Consider the following 21,634-nt stretch of genomic DNA (forward strand, 5'->3'; position numbering starts at 1 on the left):
GGAATCACGCTCGTAGTTCACGTCCGGTCAGATCAAGGAAGACGTCTTCGAGGGTGCGGTGGTGCACGCCGAGTTCCTTGATCAGTACATTTTGCCGGGCAGCTTCGGAGGCGACAGCAGAGATGATCTGCGGGTCGCCGGCGGAGTGGAGGCGGTAGGTGTGGGGGGAGTCGTCGATAAGCGATGCTTCTGTGGAGATCGCCTTAAGGTCGAGAGGACCGTCGGTGCGGATGCGCAGGGCGGGGTGGTCGCCGGCGTCGATGAGTTCCTGCGGAGTGCCGGTGGCGACGAGTCGGCCGCGGTCGATGATGACCACATAGTCCGCTAGTCGTTCCGCTTCGTCCATCAGGTGCGTGGTCAAGATGACCGTGACTCCGTCGCGGCGCAGCGAACCGATCAGTTCCCACACAGCACGGCGCGATTGCGCATCCATGCCGGCGGTGGGCTCGTCGAGAAAGACAAGCTCCGGGCGGCCGATGAGCGCCAACGCGAGCGATAAGCGCTGCTGTTGGCCGCCGGAAAGCCGCCGGTAGGTCGTCGTTGCGACCTCGTTCAAGCCGAGCGTGTCCATGAGCCAACCCGGATCGAGCGGATCCGCGTTGTACGACGCGGTGAGCTCGAGCATTTCCTTCACGCGGATGCCTGAATATGACCCGCCGCCCTGGAGCATGATGCCGATGCGTTCGCGTACTTTCTCGCCGTCGCGCTGCGGATCGAGGCCCAGCACTGAAATCGAGCCGCTGGTGGGGGACGTGAAGCCCTCGCACATTTCAATCGTGGTGGTCTTGCCGGCGCCGTTCGGGCCGAGCAAAGCCAGCACTTCGCCGCGGCGGGCGGTGAAGCTGATGTTGTCGACGGCTGTGACGGACCCGAAGGTCTTGACCACGTTGCGGGCCTCGAGCGCAGCATCGCGCGCCTCGCCCGCGGTATGGCGGGTCGGCGCGGAGCCGGTTCCGCTAGAAGCTCGTGCAGGTTTCATCGAGCTTAGTGTAGAACTTTTTGTCCACGGACCCTTAACCACGCCCACGCGCCGGCGCCAATGACGGCGGCGGCGATCAGGGCGTTGACGTAGATCGTCGCCACGGCATCGGGCGGCAACGCGAGGCCACGGGGAAGCACGACGAAGCTGAAAAGCGCGGAGTAGGCGGCGGTACCTGCGCGGAAGAAGGTGCGGTTGGCCCAGCCGGCGAGCGGCATGATGCCCCACAGCGGGTACCACGGATGCACGACGGGGAAGAGGAGCACCAAAACGAGAGTGGCCACGCCGAGCCCCCCAACGGGGTGAACCGTGCCCCTGTAGGTGGCCCACAGCATGCGGACGATGAATCCGACGGCGATGAGAAGGCCGGCGGTGCGGGTGATGACGAGGGTGGCTTCAGAGTGGTCGCCGAGCCCGAGCAGTTGGCCGATGAACGCGGAGATCACGCCGATATCAGTGGTCATGGACAGCCAGCTGCGGATCGTGGCGGCGCCGCCTTGCCCGGTGACCCAGCCGAGGCCGATGCGGGTGACCACGGTCGCGAGAGCGATAGAAGCAACCATGATTGCGGACTGGACAAGCACCGCCCCGGCAATGCCACGCGCGCCGCCCCAGCGCCGGGCGAGCGCCATGCCGACGAAACCGAGCGCCAAAAAGCCGGTCACTTTCACCATGCCGGCGCAGCTAATCAGCACGCCGGAGCCGATCAACAACGCCCATCCGGACCAGCCCGGGCTGCCGATCTTGTCGACACCGCGGAGTCCGAGTTCGAGACCGACCAGGAGGATTCCCATCATGATCGCCTCGTTGTGGATGCCACCGATCAGGTGCAGGATCACCAGCGGGTTCAGCACGCCGAGCCACACCGCGGCGGCAGGATTGACGTCGCAACGCCGCGCGAGAGCGACGATCGCCCACGCGGCCGCAGCCACGCCGAGCAGCGACAACAGGCGGTGACAGATGACGCCCCAGAAGATCGACGACCCAGTGATCTGCGCGATCACCGACGAAATGCCGAGTGCCACCGGGCCGTACGGCGACGGCGATTCAGCCCAGATGAACGGCACGCTGCGCGCGAGAGGGTGTTCCTGCCCCAGTAGTTCCACGGGTCCCGCGGAATACGGGTCCATGCCGTCCGCGACGATCGCGCCCTGCGCCAGGTACGAGTAAATATCCTGCGTGAACAAAGGCGCCGTGAAGATCAGCGGCAGCACCCACGCGCCGAATGTGCGGAGGAGGGCAGCGACCCTCACGCGCGGTGCGCCGCCGCCCGCGCCGACAAACGGGCCCATCAGCAGCCACGCGAGAACGAGAAAGGCAACGCCCACAAGCACCACGCTTGACGACGCCAACATCATCCTCCCCATCAACGCCCCCAATGGGAGCGAAGTGAAAGAGGTGGCTGACCCATCCACCACCGGCAAAGCGCCGCCGCCGAGTCCGCCGAGACCGATGAGGATGGTGCCCACCAGCCCGATCACACGGAGCAACTCGAAGCGGTTGCGCTCCCAGATGGAGGGGGTGGGTGAGGGGGAGGGGGTGTCAGGGTGCCCGTCGTGAAGTTCTGCGGAGCGTGAACCAGGGCGACCGAAGCGCGGTAGCTCACGCGTGATGAACCAGACGGGCGAATGCTTGCGGCGCCCGAAAGCTCGGCGGGTGGGACCACCCGGGCTTGCTTTCGTCGCTTCGTTGGAGCGGGGCACCGAATTCACACACGCAGTGTACTAAACGGCCCAGACTACACTGCCAGTGCAGCGCCCGTCACAGAGCGCATGACCGTGCAATACTGGTCACACAACACACCTTGAAGTAGGCCGGAATTTAGAGCACACTAGTGTTGTCTAAAGGTCGAGAGGAAGAAAGGAGCGGACCGCGAAACCATGACGGGTGCAGGAACACGCGCGCAACGGTCGACTGAAGGTCAGACCCGCATGCGCATCATGAACTGCATGCTGCGGTCCGGTCCTTCCACGGCTGCGCACCTCGCGGAGCAAGTGGGTCTCTCGCCTGCCGGAGTACGCCGGCACATAGACAAGTTGCTCGATTCCGAGCTGGTGGAAGCGTGTGAAGCCCCGGCGCAATCGCCGGCGGGCAAACCAACGCGCGGCCGCCCCGCCCAGCATTACCGTCTCACGGACAGCGGTCGAGACCGCTTCGGCAACGGCTATGACGAGCTCGCACTCGCCGCCTTCGCTGAAGTGGAGGAACTCGGCGGTCGCGAAGCCGTGAAGAAGGTCGCGCGTAAGCGGGCGGAACGGATGTTGGGGGTGGCGGGCAGCGTCGATAAGCGAAAAGCCCACGATGCGGAAGGTGTGGCGCACGCCGCAACCGAGGTCGCGGACGCATTCGCAGCCCACGGCTACGCCGCTGAAACGAACCACGTAGGCTCGGGTCTGCAACTGTGTCAGCACCACTGCCCGGTACACGCCGTCGCGGCCGAATACCCGGAAATCTGTGAGGCTGAGCACGAGTTAATTGCGGAACTGGTAGGTTCCACCGTCGCACCGTTGGCCCTGATCGCAAACGGTGACGGGGTGTGCACCGCGCACATCAGTCTCGCAAGGAGCACCAAGCTGGAGGACAAACAATGCGAAAGGAGCGGAGACGATGACTAGTACGACTCCCGCACCCGGCCTGGAAAAGCCGATGAATGACGACGAGATCATCGAGTCCATGGGGCCGTACAACTACGGCTGGCACGACTCCGACGAAGCAGGTTCCGCTGCTCGCCGTGGTCTCGACGAAGATGTCGTGCGCGAGATCTCTGCGGCCAAGAATGAGCCGGAGTGGATGCTCGAGCAGCGCCTGAAGGCACTGGACATCTACGACAAGAAGCCCCTGCCGAACTGGGGTCCGGACCTTTCCGGCATCGACTTCGACCAGATCAAGTACTTCGTCCGCTCCACTGAGAAGCAGGCGACGAGCTGGGAAGACCTGCCGGAAGACATCAAGAACACCTACGACAAGCTGGGCATCCCGGAAGCTGAGAAGCAGCGCCTCGTCGCTGGTGTCGCCGCCCAGTACGAGTCCGAGGTCGTCTACCACAAGATCCGCGAGGACCTTGAGGAGCAGGGCGTCATCTTCGTCGACACCGACACCGGTCTGCGCGAGTACCCGGAGCTGTTCAAGGAGTACTTCGGTTCCGTCGTTCCGGCTGGCGACAACAAGTTCTCCGCTCTGAACGCGGCCGTGTGGTCCGGCGGTTCCTTCATCTACGTCCCCAAGGGCGTCCACGTGGAGATCCCGCTGCAGGCCTACTTCCGCATCAACACCGAGAACATGGGCCAGTTCGAGCGCACCCTCATCGTCGTCGACGAGGACGCTTACGTCCACTACGTCGAGGGCTGCACCGCGCCGATCTACCAGTCCGATTCGCTGCACGCAGCAGTCGTGGAGATCATCGTGAAGAAGAACGCGCGCTGCCGCTACACCACGATCCAGAACTGGTCCAACAACGTGTACAACCTGGTCACCCAGCGTGCCCGCGCCGAGGAAGGCGCCACGATGGAGTGGGTCGACGGCAATATCGGCTCCAAGGTGAACATGAAGTACCCGGCTGTCTGGATGACAGGCCCGAACGCCCGCGGCGAGGTTCTCTCCGCCCAGTTCTGTGGCGAAGGCCAGACCCAGGACACCGGTGCGAAGGTCGTCCACATGGCGCCGAACACCTCCTCCAACATCGTGTCCAAGTCGGTCTCCCGCAACGGCGGCCGCGCCGCTTACCGCGGCCTGGTGCAGATCAACGCCAACGCGAAGAACTCCACCTCCAATATCGAGTGTGACGCACTCCTGGTGGACAATATTTCCCGCACGGACACCTACCCGTACAACGACATCCGCAACGACCACGTGACCCTGGGCCACGAGGCGAAGGTGTCGAAGGTGAGCGAGGAGCAGCTGTTCTACCTCATGTCCCGCGGCATCTCCGAAGAAGACGCGATGGCGATGATCGTCCGCGGCTTCATCGAGCCGATCGCGAAGGAGCTCCCGATGGAGTACGCGCTCGAGCTCAACCGCCTCATTGAACTGCAGATGGAAGGATCGGTGGGTTAATTGACCGAGACCGTAGCTAAGAAGGAGCGCGTGGGTAACGCGACCTTCCACGACAATAAGGGCGACCTGTTCGCTTCCTACGATGTCAACGACTTCGAGGTCCCGCAGGGCCGCGACGAGGTCTGGCGCTTCGTGTCCCTGCGCCGCCTGCGCGGCCTGCACAACGGCAAATTCGCTCCGCAAACGGAGGCGAAAGTGGAAGTCCAGTCGTCTTCCGAGGTCACGGTTGAAGAGGTTTCGCGTGACGACGAACGCCTGAAAGCCGTCACAGCCCCCACCGACCGCATCGCCGCGCAGGCATGGTCCTCCATGCCGCACGTGACCGTGGTGTCGATCCCGGCGAATGCCGATCTGGCCGAGCCCGTGGTCATCACCACCACCGGTGCAGGGCTGGACAACACCACCTTCGCCGGCGTCCACGTCGAGGCAGGGGAGAACGCCCGCGCCACCGTCATCGTCCAGTACGAAGGCTCCGGCACCCACGCTGACAACGTCAATTTCGTGATCGGCGACAACGCTCACGTCAACGTCATCGTCGACGAGGAGTGGGAGAATGACGCCGTCCACGTCGGTGCCCAGAGCATCGTGGTGGGCCGCGACGCTGTGCTGCGCCACACCGTCGCCACCTTCGGCGGCGAAGTCGTCCGCAACACCCCGCGCGTCAAGTACGCCGGTTCCGGCGGCGATGTCGAGCTGACCGGTGTGTACTACGCCGACGACGGCCAGTACATCGAGAACCGCCTGCTGGTGGACCACAACCACCCGTACTGCCGCTCCAACGTGCTCTACAAGGGTGCGCTCCAGGGCGACAAGGACTCCAAGCTTCCCGATGCGCGCACATGCTGGGTCGGCGACGTGCTGATCCGCTCCAACGCCTCCGGCACGGAGACCTACGAAGCCAACCGCAATATCGTGCTCACCGATGGTGCCCGCGCAGACGCGATCCCGAACCTCGAGATCGAGACCGGCGACATCCCGGGTGCTGGCCACGCCGCCACCGTCGGCCGCTTCGATGAGGAGCAGCTGTTCTACCTCAAGTCCCGCGGCATTCCCGACGGCGAGGCACGCCGCCTCATCGTCCGCGGCTTCTTCAACGAGGTGCTCAACCGCATCCCGGTCGAGTCCGTGCGCGACGAGCTGATCAATCGTGTCTCCGGCGAGCTCGAGCAGGTCAACCTGTAAGGCCACGGCCAAGGCAACACCCTTTTAAAACGAAAGAGAAAAGAGTTCTATGTCTACCCTGGAAATCAAGAACCTCCACGCCTCGGTCCTCCCGCTCGAGGAAGGCCAGGATCCCACCCCGATCCTCAAGGGCGTCAACCTGACCATCAACTCCGGCGAGACCCACGCCATCATGGGCCCGAACGGCTCCGGCAAGTCCACGCTGGCCTACACCTTGTCCGGTCACCCGTCTTACGAGGTGACCGAGGGTGAGGTGCTGCTCGACGGCGAGAACATCCTTGAGATGGAAGTCGACGAGCGCGCACGTGCCGGCCTCTTTTTGGCCATGCAGTACCCGGTCGAGGTCCCGGGCGTGTCCTCGTCCAACTTCATGCGCTCCGCTGTCACCGCCGTCCGCGGCGAGGCACCGAAGCTGCGTGAGTGGGTCCAGGAGCTGAACCAGGCACGCGACGACCTGAAGATCGACCCGTCGTTCAGCGAGCGCGCTGTCAACGAGGGCTTCTCCGGCGGCGAGAAGAAGCGCCACGAGGTCATGCAGCTGTCCCTGATGAAGCCGAAGTTCGCTGTCATGGACGAGACCGACTCCGGCCTCGACGTCGACGCGCTGCGCATCGTCTCCGAGGGCATCAACCGCTACCAGGACGAGACCGACGGCGGCATCCTCATGATCACCCACTACCAGCGCATCCTGAACTACGTGAAGCCGGATCACGTGCACATCTTCGCTGACGGCGTGATCAAGCACTCCGGTGGCTTCGAGCTGGCTGAGAAGCTCGAGGCTGAGGGCTACGACGCATTCGTCTAAACCTTCCGAAACGGCCGGCCTCACCAATGCGCCGGCCGTTTTTCTTTCCCACAATCCACCAACGAGACAGAACCGAGCTCATGACCCAGTACGTGAACACCGACGGAACATTGAACCTTGATGCGATCCGCGCGGAGTTTCCGATCCTTTCCCGCACCGTGCGCGAGGACACGCCTTTGGTGTACCTCGACTCCGGTGCGACATCGCAACGACCGGAGCGCGTGTGGCGCGCGGAGGAAGAATTCGTGCTGAACACCTTCGCGCCCGTCCACCGTGGCGCGTACCAGCTCGCGGAAGAAGCGACCGACGCTTACGAATCTGCGCGCGAGTCGATCGCCCGCTTCGTGGGAGCCGAGGGGCATGAGATCGCGTTCACTAAAAACGCCACCGAGGCGCTGAACCTCGTCGCCTACACGCTTGGCGACGACCGCGCCGGCGACCTCCAGGTCCGCGAAGGCGACACCATCGTGATCACGGAGCTGGAGCACCACGCGAACCTCGTTCCGTGGCAGGAGCTCGCCCGCCGCACCGGTGCGACGCTGAAGTGGTACTCGATGACCGACGACGGCCGCATCGACCTCGACTCGCTCGAGCTCGACGAGACAGTCAAGGTCGTCGCCTTCACGCAGCAGTCCAACGTCACTGGTGCGATCGCGGACGTCCCGGAGATTGTCCGTCGCGCGAAAGCCGTCGGCGCGCTCACCGTCCTCGACGCATGCCAGTCCGTGCCGCACCAGCCGGTTGACTTCCACGCGCTGGACGTCGATTTCGCGGCGTTCTCCGGCCACAAGATGTGCGGACCGTCCGGCGTCGGCGTCGTGTACGGCAAGGGAACGCTTCTCGGCGCGCTCCCGCCTTTCCTCACCGGTGGTTCCATGATCGAAGTGGTGAAGATGGAAGGCTCCACCTTTGCCCCCGCACCGCAGCGCTTTGAGGCAGGCACCCAGATGACCAGCCAGGTCGTCGGACTCGGTGCGGCCGTGGAGTTCCTGGGCGAGATCGGCATGGACAAGATCGCCGCGCACGAGCACAAGCTGACCGCCTACGCGCTCGAGCGTATGCAGGAGATCGACGGCCTGCGCATCATCGGCCCCGAGACTGCGGAGAACCGTGGCGGCGCGATCTCGTTCATCGTCGACGGCATTCACCCGCACGACCTCGGCCAAGTCCTGGACTCCAAGGGCGTGTGCATCCGCGTCGGTCACCACTGCGCATGGCCCGCACACCGCGGCCTCGACGCGCAGTCCACCGCCCGCGCGAGCTTCTACCTGTACAACACCACAGAAGAAATCGACGCGCTTATCGACGGCATCCGCGCCGCCCAGGAATTCTTCGGCGCCTAATCCCGTTGCACGTGTAAGACACCAGAACTGTAAGACCGCAGAAAGCCAAGGTAGAAAGAAGAGTATGAACCTAGAGTCCATGTACCAAGAGGTCATCCTCGACCACTACAAGAACCCGCAGAACGCGGGCCTGCGTGACCCGTACGAGGCCGAGGTGCACCACGTCAACCCGTCCTGCGGTGATGAGCTCACCCTCCGGGTGCACTTGTCCGAGGACGGCAACACTGTCGAGGACATCTCGTATGAGGCGGAGGGGTGCTCGATCTCGCAGGCATCGACAAGCGTGCTCACCGAGGAAGTGATCGGCCTGCCGGTTGCTGAGGCGATGAAGAAGCTCGACGCTTTTGAAGAGATGATCACCTCGAAGGGGGAGAAGGAGGGCGACGCTGGCCTGATCGGCGACGGAATCGCCTTCTCCGGCGTGGCCAAATTCCCCGCCCGCGTCAAATGCGCGCTGCTCGGTTGGAAGGCCTTCCAGGCCGCCACCAGCGACGCGATTACCGAGCTTGAAAACAAACAGAACAAGGAGTGACCGGAAAATGACCACCCCGAACGAAGCAGACACCTCCAGCTCGAGTTTCGACGGCCCGGGCGAGCGCCCCGAGCAGACCGAAGAGCAGATCCAGCTCGCCGCTGACGTCGCTGAATACCTCCACGACGTGATTGACCCGGAGCTCGGCATTAACGTCGTCGACCTCGGCCTCGTCTACGACATCTGGATCGAAGAAGAAGCCGACAAGAAGCGCGCCGTGATCAACATGACGCTTACCTCCCCGGCTTGCCCTCTGACCGACGTCATCGAGGAGCAGGCCGAGCAGGCTGCAGTCGGCTCCGGCGCTGTCGACGCGATCACCCTGAACTGGGTCTGGATGCCGCCGTGGGGCCCGCACATGATCACCGAGGAAGGCCGCGAGCAGCTGCGCGCCCTCGGCTTCGCGGTCTAAAATTTTCGCGCTTGCGCTTCACAAGCTGCTGCAAAATCTGTTGCATCGGGTGAAGCGCTTCTTTATGCTCAAGGCATGACTGCTTCCGCGACCCGAAAATCAGTGGCGCTGACACCGGAGGATCTGGATATCGTGCAGCGCTTGCGCGAGCCCAGCAGTCCCGAGCGCAAGTACCTGGAGGATGCTCGTGGACAGATGCCTGCCAACCTGTCAGAGTCCCAGGCGATTGCCGAGCTCGTAGCACTAGGAGCTCGCTCAGTAAGGGAAAAGGCTCTAGATTCCGCGTATGAAGCGTATGCCCAGCAGCTTCTAGAGGAAGACGCCGCGTATAAGAACGCATCCCGAGCCCGCCGGCAACTCCGGTCCGATAAACGGGGTCAGGATTAACGATGGCTTTCTTGCGGGGGCAGATCTACTGGCTCGATCTGGGGTACGGGGACAAGCCATGGGTTGTGGTGTCGAATAATTCGCGTAATCGAGCCTTGGGGAGTGCGCTCGTTGCGCGCGTGACAACAACACCGAAACCACCGTTGCCGAGCATTGTGGAACTCGGTGCAGGCGACCCCTTGGTGGGTTCTGTCATCTGCGACGATATTGAAACGATCTACCTGGACGATGAACCGCGTTTCGGCGGGGCGGTTACTCCACAGACACTCCGTAAGATCAACTCGGCGCTTCTCGTAGCTTTCGGTTTGGCGCAATGACCGCTTAGTAGCCGAAGCGTTCGCAGCGGTACACTGACCCGTTGTGATTGTCACTAACGACCTTGAAGTCCGCGTCGGCGCGCGTACTCTGCTCAACGCGCCCGGCCAGCACCTACGCGTGCAGCCCGGCGACCGCATCGGACTCGTCGGCCGCAACGGTGCCGGCAAAACGACCACGATGCGCATCCTGTCGGGGGAGACCGAGCCGTACGGCGGGTCAGTGACACGCTCCGGTGAGATCGGCTACCTGCCGCAGGATTCCCGCGAGGGAAATATCGAGCAGACTGCGCGCGACCGTGTGCTCTCGGCCCGCGGGCTCGACCAGCTCCGTTCTTCTATGGAGCGCCAGCAGGAGATCATGGAGGTCGAGGACGGGGCCAAGCGCGACGCCGCGATCTCGAAATACTCCCGTCTCGAGGAGCGCTACCAAGCCCTCGGTGGCTATGAGGCAGATGCCGAAGCAGCCCAGATTTGCGACAACCTGGGCTTGCCGGACCGGATCCTCGACCAGCAGCTCAAAACGCTCTCCGGCGGCCAGCGTCGTCGCGTTGAGCTCGCGCAAATTCTTTTCGCCGCCAACGACGGCGCGGGCAAGTCCACGACGACGTTGCTTCTCGACGAGCCCACCAACCACCTCGATGCCGATTCCATCACGTGGCTGCGTGATTTCTTGTCCAAGCACGAGGGCGGGCTCATCATGATCTCCCACGATGTCGAGTTGCTGGACCAGGTGTGCAATAAGGTCTGGTTCCTCGACGCCGTCCGCGGCGAAGCCGACGTGTACAACATGGGCTTTTCCAAGTACAAGGATGCCCGCGCCGAAGACGAGGCGCGCCGCCGTCGCGAGCGAGCTAACGCAGAGAAGAAGGCGTCTGCGTTGCAGAAACAGGCCGCCAAGCTCGGCGCGAAAGCCACCAAGGCAGCGGCTGCCAAGCAGATGCTCGCCCGGGCCGACCGCATGATGAACGAGCTCGATGAGGTCCGGGTGGCGGACAAGGTGGCGTCGATTAGCTTCCCGGAGCCCGCGCCGTGCGGTAAGACCCCGCTATTCGGCAAAGGTCTGACCAAGATGTACGGCTCGCTCGAGGTCTTCGCCGGCGTCGATCTCGCGATCGACAAGGGCTCGCGCGTGGTCGTGCTGGGCACCAACGGCGCGGGCAAGACGACCCTGCTCAAGCTCCTCGCTGGTGTCGAACGCACCGATGGTGAGGGCGGCCTCGTCAGCGGCCACGGCCTCAAGATCGGTTATTTCGCGCAGGAGCACGACACGATTGACGGCGACAAGACCGTGTGGGAAAACACGATCGAGGCGTGCCCCGACGCCGGCCAGCAGGACTTGCGCGGCCTGCTCGGCGCGTTCATGTTCTCCGGCGACAAGCTGGAACAACCCGCCGGAACGCTCTCCGGTGGTGAGAAGACACGACTCGCTCTGGCCACGCTCGTCTCCTCCCGAGCCAACGTGCTGCTTCTCGACGAGCCCACCAACAACCTCGACCCCCAATCCCGCGAGCAGGTCCTCGATGCCCTGAAGACCTACACAGGTGCCGTCGTCCTCGTCACCCACGACCCTGGAGCGGTCCGCGCCCTTGAGCCGGAGCGCGTGATCATCATGCCGGAAGGCGACGAGGACATCTGGAGCGACGAGTACATGGAGATCGTCGAGCTCGCCTAAATAGGAATAAGATGAGGGGCATGAACCCGATTGATTCAGTACTTGAAGCCTGGAAGTCCCTCAGCAAGGAAGAGAAGACCATCGCCGGCATCTTCGGCGCGATCGACACTGTCGCGAAGGGCATCGCTTTGTGGGATCTCGCCCGCACCGACTCGAAGAACCTGCGCGGCCCGAAGTGGTTCTGGACCACCTTCATCGGCGCAGTGAACACCTTCGGCTGGGCGAGCTACTTCATCGTCGGCAAAAAGCGCGGCGACGCGAAGGCGAAGAAGTAGTAGCTGCACCCCAAAACTGAAGTTGAAACGCCCTTAGGGCGCGCGGCAGCGTTCATCTACTATGCCACGACTTGTACAAGATGTATCATCTGGGGCATGACCACAGCATCGCTTTCCGAATTTCGCGCGAATCAGAGCCGGTTCATCGCTGAAGCTCAGCGGGAACCGGTCTTAATCATGTCGCGGGGCGCTCAGCGCCGAGCGGTGCTTGTTTCTCCGGAGCTCTTCGATAGGGCGATGGAGGCACTCGAAGACCAGCTTGATCTGGCAGCCGCGCGGCAAGCTAAGGGCGACTTGGTGCCACACGCAGAAGTGCTCCGTGAGCTAGGACTTTAGGAAGCTATGGCTCCTCAATACGAAATTCTCTATGAGAGAGCCGTGCTTAAAGCACTGAAAAAGATCGACAAATCGATTGCACGACGAATTGTCACCGCGATCGAGGAGCTATCTCACGAACCTCGGCCCGTCGGCTCAATCAAATTGAGCGGTGGTGACGGAGAGAGGCGCATTCGGGTTGGCGACTATCGCATCATTTACCGCGTTCACGATGATCGCCTTGTCGTGGTTGTTCTGCGGGCCGCTCACCGCCGCGAGGTGTACCGCTAATTACGGAACCCGTGAACCGGCGCGGGAATGAATCCGCCGCGCTCGATGAATGGCGCGTTGAACACCTCGCTAACCGGAATGACCGGGGCGTATCCGAGAAGACCACCGAAGTTCACCTCATCGCCGGGCTTTGTGCCCGGCACAGGAATGAGGCGGGCGGCGGTGGTCTTGTGGTTCATGACACCGATGGCGGCTTCGTCGGCTATCATGCCCGCGATGGACGCGGCAGAAGTGTCGCCGGGAATGGCGATCATGTCGAAGCCGACGGAGCAGATCGATGTCATCGCCTCGAGCTTGTCCAGTGAAATGGCGCCCGAACGGACCGCGTCGATCATGCCCTGATCTTCGGAGACAGGGATGAAGGAACCGGAGAGGCCGCCGACGCGGGAGCAGGCCATCATGCCGCCTTTTTTGACGGCGTCGTTAAGCAATGCGAGCGCGGCAGTCGTGCCGTGCGTGCCCACTTGGCCGAGCCCCATGTGCTCGAGGATGTGGGCGACGGAATCGCCGACCTCCGCGGTGGGGGCGAGGGAGAGGTCGACGATGCCGAAGGGGACGCCGAGCCGTTCCGCAGCGAGGTTGCCAACGAGCTGACCGGCGCGGGTGATCTTGAAGGCGGCCTTCTTGATTTCTTCGGCGACTTCGTTGAGGCTCTTCCCAGCAAGGGGCGTGATGGCGCGGTCCACCACGCCCGGGCCCGAGACACCCACCGACACCACAGTGTCCGGTTCCTCGATGCCGTGGAATGCTCCTGCCATGAACGGGTTGTCGCCGACGGCGTTGGCGAAGACAACGAGCTTGGCGCATGCGATGGAAGACTCGTCGGCCGTGCGGGCTGCCGCATCCTTGATCACCTTGCCCATCGTCTTCACCGCGTCCATATTGATGCCGGCGCGCGACGACGCGACGTTGACGGAACCGCAGACGAAGCTCGTTTCAGACAGTGCTTCGGGAATGGAGTGGATGAGGCGTGAATCAGCCTCGGTCGCACCCTTTTCCACCAGTGCGGAGTAGCCGCCGATGAAGTTCACGCCCAGCTCTGTCGCCGCGCGGTCGAGGGCGCGGGCAATCTCAGCGGGATTACCGTCCACACCAGCAGCGACGAGTGAGATCGGGGAGACGGAGACGCGCTTATTCACGATCGGGATGCCGAGTTCGTGCTCGATTCCCTCGCAGACTTCGACGAGGCGGGCGGCGCGCGTGGTCACAAGGTCGTAGACGGCCTCCGCGGTCGCTTCCATCGTGGCGCGCGTGCATCCGATGAGCGAGATGCCCATCGTCACGGTGCGAATGTCGAGGCGGTAGTCCTCGATCATCGAGATGACGTCGACGATGCTGGCGGCTTTGAAATTGAGTTGGTTCGCCATCGCCGCTTAGACCTCGTTCATGGCGGTGAACAGCGCTTCGGACTGGACGCGGATATCCACGCCGAGCGTCTTACCGAGCTCGGCCATCGTGTCCTGGAGGCCCGCGAGATCGAAGTCGTCGGTCGGCAGCTCCGCACGCAGAATCATGGTGAAGAAGTCGTCCATGATGGTCTGGGAGACGTCGACGATGTTGAGCTGATGATCGGCAACGGCCTGCGAGACGCCGGCGATAATGCCGACGCGGTCCGGCCCGGTGGTGGTGATGATGGCGTACATGCGTCCTATCCTACGGCGCGCTTGGGCGACGACAGCGTTCGGGATTCAGGGCTACGGTGGGCGATATGAGCACTGAAGAAAACACGCAAGAAGCAAGCAAGTTCGTCCTCGTCCTCGGCGCGGGCGGCAACGTGTCCAAGCACACGGTTCCGCTGCTTACCGAGTCGGGGCACAAGGTCGTAGCCCTCGTGCGCAATCCGGACCACGCGCAGGCGCTTATCGACGCCGGCGCAGCCGTGATCATCCAAGACCTCACCGCCTTGGACGAAGAGGGTTGGGCGCGCCTGATCACTCCGTTCGACACCGTCGTGTGGTCCGCAGGTGCCGGCGGCGGCAGCGCGGAACGCACCTACGCAGTGGACCGCGACGCAGCCTTGAAGGCCGTGGACGCCCTCGAGGAACTCGGCGAGTTCGCGCCGCACTTCATCATGGTCTCCTACGCGGGTGCATCCGAGGCGACCACGGAGGACGACGGTGGATCGTGGTACGCGTATGTGGAGTCGAAGAAGGCCGTCGATAAGCGTCTGCTTGCTTCGGAACTGCCGTACACGATCCTGGGCCCGACGCGCCTGACAGATGAACCGGCGAGGGGGCTCAATGTGCTCACCGAGCTGCGCAACGCGGAGTCGACGACGTCGCGTGAGCTCGTCGCCCAGGTGATCGTGGAGGCTGTCGATCGCGGTGGCCTCGATCCGAACCCGTTCGATTTCGAGGACGGCGGCACACCCGCCAGCGAGGTCTAGTTCAGGCCGCAGTGCGCGGTGAAACGGCGCAGCAGCTCGTTCGAGTACGTGGTGTCCACGCCGGGAAGTGAGGCGACGATCGTGTCGTATTCCTCGGCGGGGAAGTACCCGTAGTCGTAGAAGAAATCCATGCGGGCTTTCATCGCCCCATGGTCCATCTCCGCGTGGAATTGGGTGGCCCACACATGGTCGCCGTAGCGGACAATCTGCACCGGACACGTCGGGCCGCTGGCGAGCAATTCGAGCTCAGCCGGAAGCGATTCGGCGTTTTCTGTGTGCCCAGTCAGCGCGGTGAATTCCGCGGGCAACCCGGCAGTCAGCGGATCCTGTGCAGCAGCGGGCAGAAGCTTGACGACGGTCGGCCCCGCCGCCTCCGGATGCGTGTGCGCCACGGAGCCGCCCAGGTGGTGCGTGAGCCAGCTCAGACCGAAACAGACGAAGAAGACCGGAAGCGGCCCGGCGACGACCTCTCCGAGGATCTCGTCGATATGGCGCTGCCACGGGGACCACTCCGCGTTGGTGATATTCAGTGAGCTGCCGCCGACGATGATGCCGCTGAAGCCTTCGAGGCTGCCGAGCGGGGTGTCCACGTCCGGGATCATGCGGCGCTCAAGCTGCTCAGGCATGAGACCCGTCGCGCCTAGGACATCGTTGTATTCGGCCATCGACACATCAGGGCCGATCGCGCCGTCGCGCAGGGAAAGGAAGAGCAGACGAGACATGACGGCAATTCTATACCGCTTGGTCTAGTGGGAGTGAAATTGGGGGCGAGCGGCGGTGTCGTCGATAAGCGAAAATGCGCAAAGCAAAAGGCCGGACCCCGCGCGGGATCCGGCCTTGAGTGGCTAGAACTTAGTTCTTGACCATCTGGCGCAGCACGTACTGGAGAATGCCGCCGTGGCGGTAGTACTCAGCCTCACCAGGGGTGTCCACGCGGACCTTGGCGTCGAACTCGACGGTCTCGCCGCCTTCCTTGGTAGCCGTGACGTGAACGGTCTCCGGAATGGTGTCGCCCTCGTTGAAGGCGGTGATGCCGGAGATGTCGAAGGTCTCGGTGCCGTCCAAGCCCAGGGACTCGTGGGACTCACCCTCCGGGAACTGCAGCGGCAGAACACCCATACCGATCAGGTTCGAGCGGTGGATGCGCTCGAAGGACTCGGTGATGACGGCGCGGACGCCGAGCAGGTTGGTGCCCTTTGCAGCCCAGTCGCGGGAAGAACCGGTGCCGTACTCCTTGCCGGCCAGGACGACCAGCGGGATGTTCTTCTCGGCGTAGTTCTGCGCAGCGTCGTAGATGTACGCCTGCGGGTTGCCTTCTTGGGTGAAGTCCAGGGTGTAGCCGCCAGCATCGGTGACGAGCTGGTTGCGGAGACGGATGTTGGCGAAGGTACCGCGGACCATGACCTCGTGGTTACCGCGACGGGAACCGAAGGAGTTGTAGTCGTGGCGGGCGACACCGTTGTCGTCCAGGTAGTTCGCCGCCGGGGTGCCCGGCTTGATGGAGGAAGCAGGGGAGATGTGGTCGGTGGTGACCGAGTCGCCCAGCTTCGCCAGAACGCGAGCACCGGAGATGTCCTCGACTGCCTCCGGCTCATCCGGCATGCCGTCGAAGTACGGAGCCTTGCGGATGTAGGTGGAGTCCTCGTTCCAGGAGAAGGTCTTGCCCTCCGGAACGTCGAGAGCCTGCCACTGCTGGTCGCCCTTGAAGACGTCCGCGTAGTCCTTCTCGTACATTTCGCGGGAGATCGTGTCGGCGATGACACCCTCGATCTCGTCGGCGGACGGCCAGACGTCCTTCAGGAAGACGTCGTTGCCGTCGGCGTCCTGGCCGAGCGGCTGGGACTCGAAGTCGAAGTCCATGGTGCCGGCGATCGCGTAGGCGATGACGAGCAGCGGGGACGCGAGGTAGTTCATCTTCACGTCCGGAGAGATGCGGCCCTCGAAGTTACGGTTACCGGACAGCACAGCGGTGGCGGTCAGGTCGTACTCGTTGATGGCGTCGGAGATCTCGTTCGGCAGCGGGCCGGAGTTACCGATGCAGGACGCGCAGCCGAAGCCGGAGAGGTAGAAGCCGACAGCCTCGAGGTCCTTCCACAGGTCCGCGCGGTTGTAGTAACCGTCGACGACCTGGGAGCCCGGGGCCATAATCGTCTTGACCCACGGCTTCGCCTTCAGGCCCTTTTCCGCAGCCTTGCGTGCCAGCAGAGCGGCGCCGACCATGACGGACGGGTTGGAGGTGTTGGTGCAGGAGGTGATTGCGGCGATGGCGACCATGCCGTGGTCGAGGGTGTACTCGCCGCCCTGCGGGGACTCGACGATGACCGGCTTGGAAGCGCGGCCTTCAGCGCCCTCGGCAGCGGACTCGCCGTTTGCCGGCCAGGACACGTTGTAGTCGACAGCCTCGACCTTCTCGGCGCGGACCGGCTCTGCGGCGCCTTCGCCGGCGGTGTTGTAGTCCGGCAGCTGCTTGCGGAAGGTGTTCTTGGACTCCTCCAGCAGGATGCGGTCCTGCGGGCGCTTCGGGCCAGCGATGGACGGCTTGACGGTGGACAGGTCGAGCTCGAGGTACTCGGAGTACTCGGCTTCCTCCGCACCCTGCTCGAGCCACATGCCCTGAGCCTTGGCGTATGCCTCGACGCGGTCGATGGTCTCCTGGTCGCGGCCGGTGAGGTGCAGGTAGTTGATGGTCTCCTCGTCGATCGGGAAGATCGCACAGGTGGAGCCGAACTCCGGCGACATGTTGCCGATGGTGGCGCGGTTAGCCAGCGGGATCTCCTTGACGCCATCGCCGTAGAACTCGACGAACTTCTGGACCACGCCGTGCTCGCGGAGCATCTCGGTGACGGTCAGAACGACGTCGGTGGCGGTCACGCCAACCGGGATCTCACCGGTGAGCTTGAAGCCGACGACGCGCGGGATCAGCATGGACACCGGCTGGCCGAGCATTGCAGCCTCAGCCTCGATGCCGCCGACGCCCCAGCCCAGGATGCCCAGGCCGTTTTCCATGGTGGTGTGGGAGTCGGTGCCGATGCAGGTATCGGGGTACGCCACGCCCTCGTTGTCGAAGACGACGCGGGACAGGTACTCGATGTTGACCTGGTGGACAATGCCGGTTCCCGGCGGGACGACGCGGAAGTTAGAGAAGTTCTCGGCACCCCAGCGCAGGAACTGGTAGCGCTCCTCGTTGCGCTCGTACTCGATCTCGACGTTCTTGTCGAGGGCGTTCTCGGAACCGAAGGCCTCGATGATGACGGAGTGATCGATGACCATCTCAGCCGGGTTCAGTGGGTTCACCTGGTCCGGGTTGCCGCCGAGAGAAGAAACGGCCTCACGCATGGTGGCAAGGTCGACAACACAGGGCACGCCGGTGAAGTCCTGCATGAGGACGCGGGCCGGGGTGAACTGGATTTCCACAGACGGCTCAGCCGAAGGATCCCAGTTAGCGATAGCCTTAATGTGCTCCTCGGTGACGTTCTTGCCGTCTTCGGTGCGCAAGAGGTTCTCGCCGAGCACCTTCAGGGAGTAGGGCAGTTTCTCCATGCCTTCGACGGCATCGAGGGCGTAATAGTCGTAGGACTTACCGCCGACCTCGAGCGTCTTCTTCGCGTTGAAGGAGTTCTTGCTTTCAGACACGTGAGCTCCGTTTCTCGTTGTAACAACTGAAAATCTAGGTGTGTGACCCATCAGGGTCCCTACAGGTCAATGTTAGGACACACACGTTGGTTCGGGGGTATTTGGTCGCACACAATTATTATTGTCAGACTTTCAGCTACCCCGGCCGGTCTCGGCGCGCCCACCTCGCACGAATCCGGCGGCCGGATACGCTCTTGTGACATGGACCCCAGCGCGCCCAATTTCGACAGCTTGAGAGCACAGCTTATCGACGACGCCGTTGCCTTCGACACCGACAATCCCGCCAACCTCGCGCTCGAGGCAGACCTGCTGGGAGCTGTCGCAGATGTGAACGCGGGGGAGGCGGGTCCGGCGGGGTCAGTAGGCATCGTAGTACTCGGGCAAGCGGGCCAGTCGGCAGGCGCTCTGCGGGACCTCGCCCAGGACCTCAAAGATGCGACCGCGACGGAAGCGGGATTCGACACAGTGATTGTCCGCTCTCCGGCGGCGACCGCCGCGGTGAGCGACAGCCTCACCCGTGCGCAAGTAGAGAAGGGTCAATACGCGCTGATTTCTGAACCGAATTATGCCGCCGGTGTCCGCGATTTTGCCGCGGAGGCGGATGCCTTCACTATTCCGTGGGCGTTGGTCACTGCAACCCTTCTCGTGCTAGTCGCCGTCGCGGCCGGAGTCTCCTTCTTTTTCTCCAAAAGCAACGACTAATCCGTCAAGGATCGACGGTTGACCTAGAGGTCTAGAAAATGGCCGCTTCGGCGTGTCTGCCGGGCATTGTGGCCGCAATGTGATAATTCCCGGGGCCAATGTGTCGCATGTCACAGTAATGCGCCTCATCTCTAAAACCCCAGCGTGGGCAAATCTCACAGTCATGTTATTCGCCTTGACGTGTGTGAAATTTGGTAAAGGGTGTGCAACAGACTTGTTATGTGGCCTATGGTTTTCATGTCAGCTCGTGGGCTGATAGCTGCAACATCAGAGCGCAGACGTAACTCTCGAGAGATTCGGGCATGTGGGGAAGCACGCCAAGGATCACGGGTCACGTCAGTGCGGAGGTAGCGGTGAATCAGCCCACGGGTTTTCATCCGTGATCGTTCAATCGTCCGCACGCCAGCCTTGACACCCTGGCCCATTCACGGTCCGTTTCCCGGGCATACCTATGCCTTGGCGCGGTCTGCTGATGAAGTGTGCGGTGAGAGGAATACCTCCGTGGATTTCACCGTCCGTTCCGCGCGCGGCACTGCGCGGCCCCGCCTGTCCAGTAAATTCCGTGTCCGCACCCTCGTGCCGGCTGCCGCCTGCGTGGCTACGTTGTCTATGGCGACGACGCACGTGGAAGCTGTCGCGCAAGAATCGCCCCTGACGGCGATTGTCTCGGAGATTTCTCGCCACGAGGTAGATATCGACCGCATTAACCGTGAGATCGGTAAACTCCGCGAAGCCGTCAACCAGGCGCTCGTCGACCTGCACGATGCCCAGTCGCACGCCGAGCAGGCCCGTCAGGGCGCCACCGAAGCGCGCAAGCGTCTCGACGACACCCAGGCCGAGGTCGAGCGCGCCCAGGATGAGCTCGACCAGATCTCCCGCTCCTCGTACCGCTCCAGCGGCGCGGGTGGGGCGAGCGTCCATGCAGACGCCGACGCCCGAAAGGATTCCCTCGACCGCAAGACCTACCTCCGCAAGGAGTCCGAGGATAAGCAACGCGCACTCGAGGATCTGCAGCGTGCGCGCACCGAGGCCGCCAACGACGAGTCGACGCTACGTCAAGCCAGCAGGCTTGCCGACGACCGCGCTGCCGATGCCGAGGATGCCGAGGAGAAGGCACGAACGACCCTCGACGACTCCCTGAGTTCTCTGGATACATTCCTCGCAGAGCGCGACACCGTCTCCACCGAACTTGAGGAAGCTAAGTCCGACCTCGCCGAGCAGCGCCCCGAAGCTGCAGCCGCCATGGGCATTGGCGTCGACGGTGCAGAGGGTGCGGCCGCCGGTGCTGAGGGTGCCACCCCGGAGACTGCCCCCACACCGGAGACTGAAGCCCCGGACGCGAGCGAGCAGCCGACCACCGAGTCGGAGACCGCAGCCGAAGAGTCTGCCAACACTCAGACTGAGTCGGAATCCGCCACGGAAGCTGAGTCTGAGACCGAGGGCGAAACCGAGGCTGAGGCAGAAGCAGAGGCAGCGACCGAGACTGAGTCCGACGCCGAATCCGCTGACGCGGAGGCGCCGGCAGAGTCGGCAAACACTGAAGCTGAGCCGGCAGACGCCGGAACTGGGGATGCTGGATCGTCCGATGCCTTGAGCTCCTCGGGGTCGTCAGCGCCGTCCCTGGAAGAGTTCGCCAACCCGGATACGGTCCAGGCTGCGCTCGACGCTTTTGCGAAGGCGGTCGGTGAGACCCAGGCGGATCACGCCAGCTTCGAAGACCCGTACGACAGTGAGGACGGGGAGTCGGGTGCGTCGGGGATCGCGGCGCCGTCGTCAAGCGAAAGCGCGGATGCGTCCGTGGCCGAAACCGACGAGGAAGAAGGCACGAATGTCGCAGACGTCCTTCCGGACGTCGACGACGCGGAGGAAGTCTCCAACAAGCTGCGCGGCGACGAAGCGGCTTCCGATGGCAGCCGCGAGCAGCAGATCGAAGCGGTCATCGCGCGTGCTGAATCGCAGATCGGCACCCCATACGTGTGGGGCGGCGGCGACGCGAACGGCGCGACGATGGGCCTTGACGGCCAGGGTTACAACGGCCAGGCCGGCTACGACTGCTCGGGCCTTGTCCTCTACGCCTTCTCCGGTGCAGGTATCTCGCTGCCGCACTACACGGGCTACCAGTACCAGCGCGGCACCCAGATCCCGGTCGATGAAGCTGAACGCGGCGACCTGCTGTTCTGGGGCAACGGCGGCAACCAGCACGTCGCGATCTACCTCGGAGACGGCATGATGCTCGAAGCGCCGCAGACCGGAATGAACGTGCAAAAGACGGCAGTCCGCCGTAGCGGAATGGCACCGATGGCTGTCCGCCTGATCTAATACCGGGCGTAGGGCCGCTGAACTAGAATGG

The 21,634-nt window shown here is 63.3% G+C and carries 21 protein-coding genes; 15 read left to right on the forward strand and 6 right to left on the reverse strand.

Going from position 1 to position 21,634, the window contains the following annotated elements; genetic code table 11:
* Window positions 1-4: 4 nt before the first annotated feature.
* On the reverse strand, window positions 5-979 hold the full coding sequence (locus ACUY2Y_RS10860; RefSeq protein ID WP_448326421.1) for an ABC transporter ATP-binding protein: 975 nt from the start codon (window positions 977-979) through the stop codon (window positions 5-7).
* A gap of 5 nt (window positions 980-984) precedes the next feature.
* Window positions 985-2,691: a polyprenol phosphomannose-dependent alpha 1,6 mannosyltransferase MptB gene (gene mptB, locus ACUY2Y_RS10865; protein ID WP_448326423.1), complete on the reverse strand. Its 1,707-nt coding sequence runs from the start codon at window positions 2,689-2,691 to the stop codon at window positions 985-987.
* A gap of 168 nt (window positions 2,692-2,859) precedes the next feature.
* On the opposite strand from mptB, the gene ACUY2Y_RS10870 reads away from it, so the two are divergent.
* The 12 genes from ACUY2Y_RS10870 to ACUY2Y_RS10925 all read left to right on the forward strand — a co-directional run bounded on the left by ACUY2Y_RS10870 (window position 2,860) and on the right by ACUY2Y_RS10925 (window position 12,563).
* Entirely contained in the window at window positions 2,860-3,594 is a 735-nt protein-coding gene (locus ACUY2Y_RS10870; RefSeq protein ID WP_448326425.1) for a helix-turn-helix transcriptional regulator, read from the forward strand.
* Entirely contained in the window at window positions 3,587-5,032 is a 1,446-nt protein-coding gene (gene sufB, locus ACUY2Y_RS10875) for a Fe-S cluster assembly protein SufB (RefSeq protein WP_210573362.1), read from the forward strand. Before ACUY2Y_RS10870 ends, sufB begins: the two co-directional genes overlap by 8 nt.
* Window positions 5,033-6,214 (forward strand): Fe-S cluster assembly protein SufD, encoded by a 1,182-nt coding sequence (gene sufD / locus ACUY2Y_RS10880; RefSeq protein WP_259899936.1) that lies wholly within the window; start codon window positions 5,033-5,035, stop codon window positions 6,212-6,214. It abuts the gene before it with no gap.
* A gap of 49 nt (window positions 6,215-6,263) precedes the next feature.
* Complete coding sequence (gene sufC, locus ACUY2Y_RS10885) at window positions 6,264-7,019, forward strand: Fe-S cluster assembly ATPase SufC (protein WP_210573360.1); 756 nt, start codon at window positions 6,264-6,266, stop codon at window positions 7,017-7,019.
* Window positions 7,020-7,099: 80 nt separating this feature from the next.
* Complete coding sequence (locus tag ACUY2Y_RS10890; RefSeq protein WP_448326428.1) at window positions 7,100-8,362, forward strand: cysteine desulfurase; 1,263 nt, start codon at window positions 7,100-7,102, stop codon at window positions 8,360-8,362.
* A gap of 64 nt (window positions 8,363-8,426) precedes the next feature.
* Window positions 8,427-8,894: a Fe-S cluster assembly sulfur transfer protein SufU gene (sufU, locus tag ACUY2Y_RS10895; protein ID WP_210573358.1), complete on the forward strand. Its 468-nt coding sequence runs from the start codon at window positions 8,427-8,429 to the stop codon at window positions 8,892-8,894.
* A 7-nt stretch (window positions 8,895-8,901) separates the two neighbouring features.
* Window positions 8,902-9,306 carry a metal-sulfur cluster assembly factor gene (locus ACUY2Y_RS10900; protein ID WP_210573357.1) on the forward strand — a complete coding sequence of 135 codons (405 nt, stop codon included), beginning with the start codon at window positions 8,902-8,904 and terminating at the stop codon, window positions 9,304-9,306.
* Between the two features lie 389 nt (window positions 9,307-9,695).
* A complete protein-coding gene (locus ACUY2Y_RS10905) occupies window positions 9,696-10,010 on the forward strand; it encodes a type II toxin-antitoxin system PemK/MazF family toxin (RefSeq protein ID WP_448326429.1) in 315 nt (104 codons plus the stop codon).
* Window positions 10,011-10,053: 43 nt separating this feature from the next.
* Window positions 10,054-11,682, forward strand: a complete 1,629-nt coding sequence (locus ACUY2Y_RS10910; protein WP_448326431.1) for an ABC-F family ATP-binding cassette domain-containing protein — start codon at window positions 10,054-10,056, stop codon at window positions 11,680-11,682.
* Between the two features lie 20 nt (window positions 11,683-11,702).
* Window positions 11,703-11,957 (forward strand): PLDc N-terminal domain-containing protein, encoded by a 255-nt coding sequence (locus ACUY2Y_RS10915; protein WP_448326433.1) that lies wholly within the window; start codon window positions 11,703-11,705, stop codon window positions 11,955-11,957.
* Between the two features lie 96 nt (window positions 11,958-12,053).
* Window positions 12,054-12,293 carry a type II toxin-antitoxin system Phd/YefM family antitoxin gene (locus ACUY2Y_RS10920; protein ID WP_448326435.1) on the forward strand — a complete coding sequence of 80 codons (240 nt, stop codon included), beginning with the start codon at window positions 12,054-12,056 and terminating at the stop codon, window positions 12,291-12,293.
* 6 nt (window positions 12,294-12,299) lie between these two features.
* Window positions 12,300-12,563 carry a type II toxin-antitoxin system RelE family toxin gene (locus ACUY2Y_RS10925; protein WP_448326436.1) on the forward strand — a complete coding sequence of 88 codons (264 nt, stop codon included), beginning with the start codon at window positions 12,300-12,302 and terminating at the stop codon, window positions 12,561-12,563.
* Here ACUY2Y_RS10925 and ACUY2Y_RS10930 read toward each other — a convergent pair.
* Window positions 12,560-13,930 carry a DUF711 family protein gene (locus ACUY2Y_RS10930; RefSeq protein ID WP_448326438.1) on the reverse strand — a complete coding sequence of 457 codons (1,371 nt, stop codon included), beginning with the start codon at window positions 13,928-13,930 and terminating at the stop codon, window positions 12,560-12,562. The two genes, ACUY2Y_RS10925 and ACUY2Y_RS10930, sit on opposite strands and share 4 nt — an antisense overlap.
* A 6-nt stretch (window positions 13,931-13,936) precedes the next feature.
* Window positions 13,937-14,206 (reverse strand): ACT domain-containing protein, encoded by a 270-nt coding sequence (locus ACUY2Y_RS10935; RefSeq protein ID WP_210573352.1) that lies wholly within the window; start codon window positions 14,204-14,206, stop codon window positions 13,937-13,939.
* Window positions 14,207-14,271: 65 nt separating this feature from the next.
* Here ACUY2Y_RS10935 and ACUY2Y_RS10940 point away from each other — a divergent pair, with 65 nt between their 5' ends.
* Entirely contained in the window at window positions 14,272-14,949 is a 678-nt protein-coding gene (locus ACUY2Y_RS10940; RefSeq protein WP_448326440.1) for an NAD(P)H-binding protein, read from the forward strand.
* On the opposite strand, the gene ACUY2Y_RS10945 is transcribed toward ACUY2Y_RS10940, so the two are convergent.
* Window positions 14,946-15,671: a glutamine amidotransferase gene (locus ACUY2Y_RS10945; RefSeq protein ID WP_448326442.1), complete on the reverse strand. Its 726-nt coding sequence runs from the start codon at window positions 15,669-15,671 to the stop codon at window positions 14,946-14,948. The two genes, ACUY2Y_RS10940 and ACUY2Y_RS10945, sit on opposite strands and share 4 nt — an antisense overlap.
* Before the next feature lie 130 nt (window positions 15,672-15,801).
* Window positions 15,802-18,582, reverse strand: a complete 2,781-nt coding sequence (gene acnA, locus ACUY2Y_RS10950; protein ID WP_448326444.1) for an aconitate hydratase AcnA — start codon at window positions 18,580-18,582, stop codon at window positions 15,802-15,804.
* A 201-nt stretch (window positions 18,583-18,783) separates the two neighbouring features.
* Here acnA and ACUY2Y_RS10955 point away from each other — a divergent pair, with 201 nt between their 5' ends.
* The gene (locus ACUY2Y_RS10955; RefSeq protein ID WP_210573346.1) at window positions 18,784-19,284 is read left to right on the forward strand and encodes an Rv1476 family membrane protein; all 501 of its coding nucleotides are present in this window, start codon (window positions 18,784-18,786) and stop codon (window positions 19,282-19,284) included.
* Between the two features lie 501 nt (window positions 19,285-19,785).
* Window positions 19,786-21,603, forward strand: a complete 1,818-nt coding sequence (locus ACUY2Y_RS10960) for a DIP1281 family NlpC/P60 protein (RefSeq protein WP_448326446.1) — start codon at window positions 19,786-19,788, stop codon at window positions 21,601-21,603.
* Window positions 21,604-21,634 lie beyond the last annotated feature (31 nt).

This window comes from Corynebacterium sp. 20-84, assembly GCF_053479455.1.

Excerpts from the sequence above, each read along its gene's own strand:
- ACUY2Y_RS10955 (WP_210573346.1), top strand. The coding sequence starts at position 18,784 with ATGGACCCCAGCGCGCCCAATTTCGACAGCTTGAGAGCACAGCTTATC.
- sufB (WP_210573362.1), top strand. The coding sequence starts at position 3,587 with ATGACTAGTACGACTCCCGCACCCGGCCTGGAAAAGCCGATGAATGAC.
- sufU (WP_210573358.1), top strand. The coding sequence starts at position 8,427 with ATGAACCTAGAGTCCATGTACCAAGAGGTCATCCTCGACCACTACAAG.
- ACUY2Y_RS10940 (WP_448326440.1), top strand. The coding sequence starts at position 14,272 with ATGAGCACTGAAGAAAACACGCAAGAAGCAAGCAAGTTCGTCCTCGTC.
- ACUY2Y_RS10945 (WP_448326442.1), bottom strand. The coding sequence starts at position 15,671 with ATGTCTCGTCTGCTCTTCCTTTCCCTGCGCGACGGCGCGATCGGCCCT.
- ACUY2Y_RS10905 (WP_448326429.1), top strand. The coding sequence starts at position 9,696 with ATGGCTTTCTTGCGGGGGCAGATCTACTGGCTCGATCTGGGGTACGGG.
- ACUY2Y_RS10920 (WP_448326435.1), top strand. The coding sequence starts at position 12,054 with ATGACCACAGCATCGCTTTCCGAATTTCGCGCGAATCAGAGCCGGTTC.
- ACUY2Y_RS10925 (WP_448326436.1), top strand. The coding sequence starts at position 12,300 with ATGGCTCCTCAATACGAAATTCTCTATGAGAGAGCCGTGCTTAAAGCA.
- ACUY2Y_RS10890 (WP_448326428.1), top strand. The coding sequence starts at position 7,100 with ATGACCCAGTACGTGAACACCGACGGAACATTGAACCTTGATGCGATC.
- ACUY2Y_RS10900 (WP_210573357.1), top strand. The coding sequence starts at position 8,902 with ATGACCACCCCGAACGAAGCAGACACCTCCAGCTCGAGTTTCGACGGC.
- ACUY2Y_RS10930 (WP_448326438.1), bottom strand. The coding sequence starts at position 13,930 with ATGGCGAACCAACTCAATTTCAAAGCCGCCAGCATCGTCGACGTCATC.
- ACUY2Y_RS10935 (WP_210573352.1), bottom strand. The coding sequence starts at position 14,206 with ATGTACGCCATCATCACCACCACCGGGCCGGACCGCGTCGGCATTATC.
- sufC (WP_210573360.1), top strand. The coding sequence starts at position 6,264 with ATGTCTACCCTGGAAATCAAGAACCTCCACGCCTCGGTCCTCCCGCTC.
- ACUY2Y_RS10860 (WP_448326421.1), bottom strand. The coding sequence starts at position 979 with ATGAAACCTGCACGAGCTTCTAGCGGAACCGGCTCCGCGCCGACCCGC.
- ACUY2Y_RS10915 (WP_448326433.1), top strand. The coding sequence starts at position 11,703 with ATGAACCCGATTGATTCAGTACTTGAAGCCTGGAAGTCCCTCAGCAAG.
- ACUY2Y_RS10870 (WP_448326425.1), top strand. The coding sequence starts at position 2,860 with ATGACGGGTGCAGGAACACGCGCGCAACGGTCGACTGAAGGTCAGACC.